General features: G+C 63.6%; 5 protein-coding genes. 2 read left to right on the top strand and 3 right to left on the bottom strand.

Annotated features, from left to right (window positions below; genetic code table 11):
- The first annotated feature begins 435 nt into the window (after window positions 1-435).
- Together KF886_13980 and KF886_13975 are read left to right on the top strand one after the other, a co-directional pair.
- Window positions 436-2388, top strand: coding sequence for an acetylxylan esterase (locus KF886_13980; GenBank protein ID MBX3178465.1), 1953 nt, complete (start codon window positions 436-438; stop codon window positions 2386-2388).
- A gap of 57 nt (window positions 2389-2445) precedes the next feature.
- The gene (locus tag KF886_13975) at window positions 2446-2928 is read left to right on the top strand and encodes an HNH endonuclease (protein MBX3178464.1); all 483 of its coding nucleotides are present in this window, start codon (window positions 2446-2448) and stop codon (window positions 2926-2928) included.
- A gap of 208 nt (window positions 2929-3136) precedes the next feature.
- Here the strand turns inward: KF886_13975 and KF886_13970 are convergent, their stop codons facing one another.
- The 3 genes from KF886_13970 to KF886_13960 all read right to left on the bottom strand — a co-directional run bounded on the left by KF886_13970 (window position 3137) and on the right by KF886_13960 (window position 6117).
- Window positions 3137-4729 (bottom strand): hypothetical protein, encoded by a 1593-nt coding sequence (locus tag KF886_13970; protein MBX3178463.1) that lies wholly within the window; start codon window positions 4727-4729, stop codon window positions 3137-3139.
- A gap of 70 nt (window positions 4730-4799) precedes the next feature.
- Window positions 4800-5705, bottom strand: a complete 906-nt coding sequence (locus KF886_13965) for an ABC transporter ATP-binding protein (GenBank protein MBX3178462.1) — start codon at window positions 5703-5705, stop codon at window positions 4800-4802.
- 7 nt (window positions 5706-5712) lie between these two features.
- Window positions 5713-6117: a GntR family transcriptional regulator gene (locus tag KF886_13960; GenBank protein ID MBX3178461.1), complete on the bottom strand. Its 405-nt coding sequence runs from the start codon at window positions 6115-6117 to the stop codon at window positions 5713-5715.
- Between the last annotated feature and the right edge of the window lie 145 nt (window positions 6118-6262).

Raw genomic sequence — 6262 nt, 5'->3', positions numbered from 1 at the left:
GTAGTTGCACGTAGCCTTTATTCAGCGAGTCGCTCTGGTTTGGCCACTGTACTTCGTTCGGCTAAAGTGATACGAGTTTCGGAATATCATTTCTTCTGCGCCGGAGGCGCCCGATCATATCAGCCTGGGCCGCAGGCCCAGGAAAAATGACGACGATTTCGGCCGGGGCTGAAAGCCTGTATCATAACGGGTTTCCGGCGAACTGCTAAAACCGCGGCTTTTCTAACTTCCCCACTGTCGAGGCGCGGTAATACCAGAACTGCCCAATAAAACGAGGATGACGGATAGTGGTACCGATAGGACTGTCTGTTTCCCCCCGACGGAATGCCTGTTTCCCTCCTGGGATTGCCCCGGGAGGGGGTGGTTGTTCATACTAGCGGGCGCGGGGTAGCGTATATGCCGTCTATCCGGGACCGGATTATTGGAGCCGACATCATGAGCAGGTTTTCCTTAGTGAATATGCGTGCGTTTGGGATTGCGGGCCGGGTCCTTGTCGCGGTATCCCTTTGCGCGGCGCCGCTGGCCGGGGGGCAATCGGTGGATGGGCTGCTGGAGCGCGCGGTGCGGGCGGACGCGGAGGTGCTGGTGGAGGTTCAGGCGTATCTTCATCCGCGCGTGCCGCCCCTGGAGGTCCCCGACACCCTGGAAGCGTGGGAAGCCGAGGCTACGGCGTTGCGGCAACAGTTCCTGGACGAGATCGTGATGAAGGGCGTGCCGGCTTCGTGGACGGAGGGCCCGGTGAAGGTAGAATATCTGGAAGATCTGGAGAACGGGCAGGGCTACCGCATCCGCAAGCTGCGCTACGAGGCGGTTCCGGGGATGTGGATACCGGCGCTGTTGTATGAGCCGGACGGGGACGCGACAAACCTGCCGGGCGTGCTGAATGTGAACGGGCATTACGGCGAGGGGAAAGTGCGGCCCGAGGAACAGATCCGTTGCATCAACTTCGCGAAGCGCGGGGTGATTGACATTCACCCGGAGTGGATCGGGATGGGGCAGCTGAGCGGCCCGGATTTCGATCACGGGCGCAGCGTGTACCTGGACGCGGCGGGCGTACGCGGAATGTCGCTCTTCTACCTGAGCCTGAAGCGCGCGCTGGACATCCTGGACACGCACCCGCGGGTGGATCCGGCGCGCCTGGCGATGAGCGGCCTCTCCGGCGGCGGCTGGCAGACGGCGGTGTACAGCGCGCTGGACGAGCGGGTGTCGGTCATCGTGCCCGTCGCCGGGCACGGTGCGGTGGGCGTGCGCATCGATCATGGCGCGGACATCGGGGATTATGAGCAACTCCCGCTGGACATGCTGACGGTGGCGGATTACACGCACCTGACGGCGCTTTTCGCGCCCCGTCCGGCGCTGCTGATTTACAACGAGAAGGATGAGTGCTGTTTCGCGGCTCCGCGCACGCTGCCGGCCATCTTCGATCCCGTGGTTCCGGTGTATTCGCTGTACGGCGCGGAGAACAGCTTCCGCTACCACGTGAACCACGATCCCGGCACGCACAACTACGAGGCGGACAACCGAATTCAGTTCTACAACTTCGTGGACGAATACCTCGTGCCGGACGCCGAGTGGGATGGCGGGGAGCTGCCGGTGGCGGAGGAGGAAATCCTGCCGGTGGAGCACACGAACGCCGAACTGCCGGCGGACAACAAGAGCATCGTCTCGCTGGCGCTGGAACTGGCGCGCGCCATCGAGCGCGGGCCGATCCCCGCGGCGGGCAGCGCGGAGTTCGCACCTTGGGCCCGGGAGAAGCGCGCGGCGCTGGCGGAACTGCTGCGCTACGCGCCGATCCGGGTGCACACGGTCGCCTGCGACCTGGCGTCGGATCAGGGCGGGCTGAGCGCGGCGTATCGTTTCCACGGCGCCGACTGGACGATTCCTGCGATGGCTATCCAGCCGGCGGGCGCGGGCTTTCGCGACGCGCACCTGGTGCTTGACGATGGCGGATTGCCGGGCGCGAAGGAGCGGATCGCGGCGATCGCGGGCGAGGGCAAGCTGGCCGTTGGCGTGGCGCCCCTGTTCCAGGATGGGAATTCCCCGCGGAGCGGCAGTTCGTGGCAGTACGCCATGCTGCTGAACGCAACGGGTGAGCGCGCGCTGGCGGCGCAGGCCGCGCAGGTGGCGGCGGTGGTCGACTGGTTCAAGATGGCGCGGGGCGCGGCCACGGTCACGGTGCACGCGCGCGGCGTGGAAAGCGGGCTGATCGCGCTCGTGGCCGCGGCGCTGCATCCGGGCCTGATCGACGCCGTGGAGACGGCGGACATCCCCGAATCGCTGATAGACGTCATGGAATCGCGCGGCAAATACTCCAGCACGCCGAGCGTGTATAACTTTGGGTTTCTCCAGCGCGTGGACTTCGCCGAACTTCGGGCGATGGCGGGCTGACGGGGGCGAATGTTGCGAATGATTTCTATCCGCCGCGGACCTGGGGCCTGACGCGCCGTGTCCTGGTATGTGTATATCCCCATTGCGCTGTTTCTGCTGTACCTGCTGGTCCGGGCGTGGCGCGCGCTTCGCGGGGCCTTCGTAAAGACGCACTGCGACATTTGCGAGTTCGCCTTCGCGCCGGAGGAGGAGAAGTACCGCTGGGAGATCGACGGGCAGTGGGCCACGCTGTGCCCGCGATGCAACAAGAAGCTGGAGAACAAGATTGCGGCGGAGCGCTTCGACGCGTTTTTCGCGGAGCGCGAGGACGGCGCGGACGCCCCGGCGCCGGACGCCGCCCCGCGCCGCGAGCCGATTCCGGCGCAGGTGAAGCGCGAGGTCTGGCGTCGCGACGGTGGCGCCTGCGTGGAATGCGGGTCGCGGGAGCTGCTGGAGTTTGACCACATCATCCCGGTGTCGAAGGGCGGTGCGAATACGGTGCGGAATCTACAGCTGCTGTGCGAGCGGTGCAACCGGATGAAGTCGGACCAGATTCAGTAGTCGCGGCGGGAGTTATGGTACAGCCTTTCATGACGCGCTGCGTCACCCGTTAAGGATGAAATACTGCTCCTGACTGTTGGCGCTCTTCTGGAGTCTCGCACGCTCAAGCCTTCGCGGCGGAGCCGCGGACCTTGAACGTGGCACCCGTAGCTCCCTTTGAAATTTAAGAGCAGCAGACCCGTGCGCTGGTCACCTGTCGGTCAGGTTCTCATTGATGCCGCGCCGCCGCCAGCGACAACGGCGCCAGCGCCACGCTGGCGATGGGGATGCAGAGCAGCCCTGCAAGAAAAACAAGCCACGGCAACGGCAGTTGTGGAATTTCGACGCCAGACATGATAGCGAGCCGGAACACGAAGGCGAGCAAAAGAGCCCAGCCGACCGCGATGCCGATCAGTTGCCACGGACCGCAGTGGCCCGCGCGTTCGGCGCGACGAACGCTGAGCATCGTGACGCCGACCAGCGAAAGCCCCGCGGCATACAGGCACAGCACGCTCAACACCTGAAGATTCCAGCCGGTAAGGTTCTCAACCATGTGGGTCTTCATGGGTGCAATCAGGACCAACAGGAACACCAGGACGGGTCCCTGCTTCTCCCGGAGATAATCGCCGCCGTAGCCAAGGCTCATGGTGAGCAGGGCCGCCATTGCCACGACGGGAAGGACCAGGATGAGGGCACATATAGACCACAAGGCGACCAGCAGGCCGTTCGCGTCCTCTATCTCTGCAATCAACGGCCCTATGCCGTCCCCGTCTTCCATGAGTACGACGACGCAGCAGACTGCTCCAAGCATAAGCACCGCGCAGCTCCCCAGCATGACCCGGACGATGACACCCAACTTCAATCGCACGGCATCGCGTATGGCGACAGGCTGCGTCGCGTCAAAGACTGAGAGCCGCGCGACGTGACCCCGGTACCGCACACCCAGGACCGCTTCTACCGTGCAAAACAACAGCGCGAGGGGGGTGAGGCACAGCGAGGTTGACCATATCACGACCACCGGCAACATCAGTCCGCCCGTTAAAATTGAGAGTGCGGATAACACCATTACACCGAGGCCCACGGCAAGCACGAACAGAGAGCGCCGGGCAGTGCGCCGGTACTCGAACCAGGATTGGGCGTCCTCGGGCGAGCGAAAGGCGCGTACGCCGCTCGACATTGGCCGGTCAACCGCCCCTGAAACACCGGTATCCTCCAACAGGCCTCCGGCCACACCAATTCGTTGTTGCCGGACAAGTAACAGAATAAGTATGGGACAGACCGTTGCAACAAGCCCGAGTACCCCGTATTCCGCGGGGCTAAGGCTCAGGTTGTCCACCAATCGCTCCGGCTCCACCACGGACAGTATCTCCACCGAGGCGATGCGCGGAACAAGCCACCACAGGCCGACACCGCCGAAGCCCGCTGCCGCAATTGCCCGCTCCGGCAGGCCCCTGCCCCCCCAACTGATCAACGCGATACCAAGCGTAGCGGTCACCACCACCGGCAGGAACGGCAGTCCGGGAAATTGGATATCGAACAGGACGCCCATCCCGATTGCAATCGCGAGATACACCAGGGCGTTGGCGAGAACCAGCCAGGCAAGAGGCACCGATACAAGCCAGATGGCGGACACGGGACGCGAGAACCAAAGGGCAAAGGGAAACCCCTTCCCGCCTTGCTGGCGAAAGGCGTTTACCCAAAGCACGGAGACGAGCGACGACAAAAGCGCGATTTCAAAGACGAAATTCGCTATGAAGATGCCGGCACTGCCCAGGATCAGTGTAAAGGCCCACATCATGGCCAGTGGAATGAAGACGCGCACGGGGAACTCCAGCCACGTCAGCCGACAGAGCTCCCATAGTTGGGCTTTGAGTATCGTCCACGTCATCACATCATCCCTCTTCGCGAGCCAGCGCCCCGCGACCCACGCGCGCTACGAAAATCTCTTCCAGCGAGGCATTCCGCGCTTCGGTGATTTCCGCGCCCAACGCGTGCAGTGCCGCCTTCGCCTCGTCCAGCCCGCCGTCGCACACCGCCTGGTAATCGCGGCCAATGCCATCGAGCGACAGCACGCCGGGAATCTCCGGTCGCGATGTCGGCGCTTCGGGAAATCGAATGCTCAGACGCCAGTGGGCCTCCTTGATGGCGTCCAACTCGCCGTGGAGCACGATCTTGCCCTTGTGGATCATGGTCACCACGTCGGACATGCGCTCGACCTCGTCGAGCAGGTGGGACGAGAACAGGGCGGTGCGCCCTTCGTCGGCCACGGCGCGGACGACCTCTTTCAGTATGTCCTTCCGCACCACGGCGTCTAGGCCGGAGGAGGGCTCGTCGAGGAGCAGCAGGTCGGGCCGGTGCGCGACGGCGGCGATGAGTCCCGTCTGCGCGCGCTGCCCGCGGGAGAGCGTCTTGATTTTCTGGCGCGGGTCGAGTTCGAAGGTTCTGATGAGCGCGTCGGCGTAGTCCATGTCCCATTTGGGATGGTAGGCCTGGGTGTAGCGCATGAGCTCGTGGATGCGCATCCACTCCGGCAGATCGCGCTCCTCGGAGAGATAACCAATGCGCACGAGGACCTCCACGGGGTTGCGCACCGGGTCGAGCCCGAACACGCGGACGCTCCCGTTCTTCGCCTTGAGCAGGCCGAGGATGTGCTTGATGAGCGTGGTCTTTCCCGCGCCGTTTGCGCCCACCAGACCGTGCACACAGCCCGGCTGCACCGTGAAATCGATGTTATCCAGGGCTTTGAGGCCGCCGAAAGCCCGGGTGACCCCTTGAATTTCCACCACGTTCGTCTCCATTGCGTCCCTACCCTTTCCGATTTCCGCCGGGTTGTTTTTCGAGCGCCGTGGCCCGATCATGGATTATTCTCAACACCTCATTGAGGTTGTAGCCCATCTGGCGCGCCTCCGAGAGGAGGGTGTCCGCGCGCTCCGCCAGGATGCGCCGCTGCTCGGCCATCTTGAGGGGGGAGCCGTTCTCGGCGATGTAGGTGCCGGCGCCGCGCCGCTTATAGACGACTCCCTCGGTTTCGAGCTGGCCGTAGGCCTTGACGATGGTATTGGGGGTGACCAGGAGTTGTTCCGCGAGGGTGCGGATGGGGGGCAGTTCCGCGCCGGGCGTCAGCTGGCCGGAGGCGACCATATACTTCACCTGGTTGACAATCTGGCGGTAGATGGGCACGCCGTCTTTGAGTGAAATCTGGAAGTACATGGGTCTCGCCGTGTTACTTTGTACCCTTATACTGATACAATTTGCGCGAGATGTCAAGAGGAGATTTTTGGAGGGTGAGGGCGCCCGATCGAATTCCGGCAGATTGCGCCGCAGGAGTGGCGCGGTAGGTGTTACCACGGAGGAC

The sequence above is a fragment of the Candidatus Hydrogenedentota bacterium genome (assembly GCA_019637335.1).
Taxonomy (GTDB): domain Bacteria; phylum Hydrogenedentota; class Hydrogenedentia; order Hydrogenedentales; family JAEUWI01; genus JAEUWI01.
The sequence above is the reverse complement of the archived record's forward strand: the minus strand, read 5'-3'. Positions and strand labels throughout refer to the sequence as shown.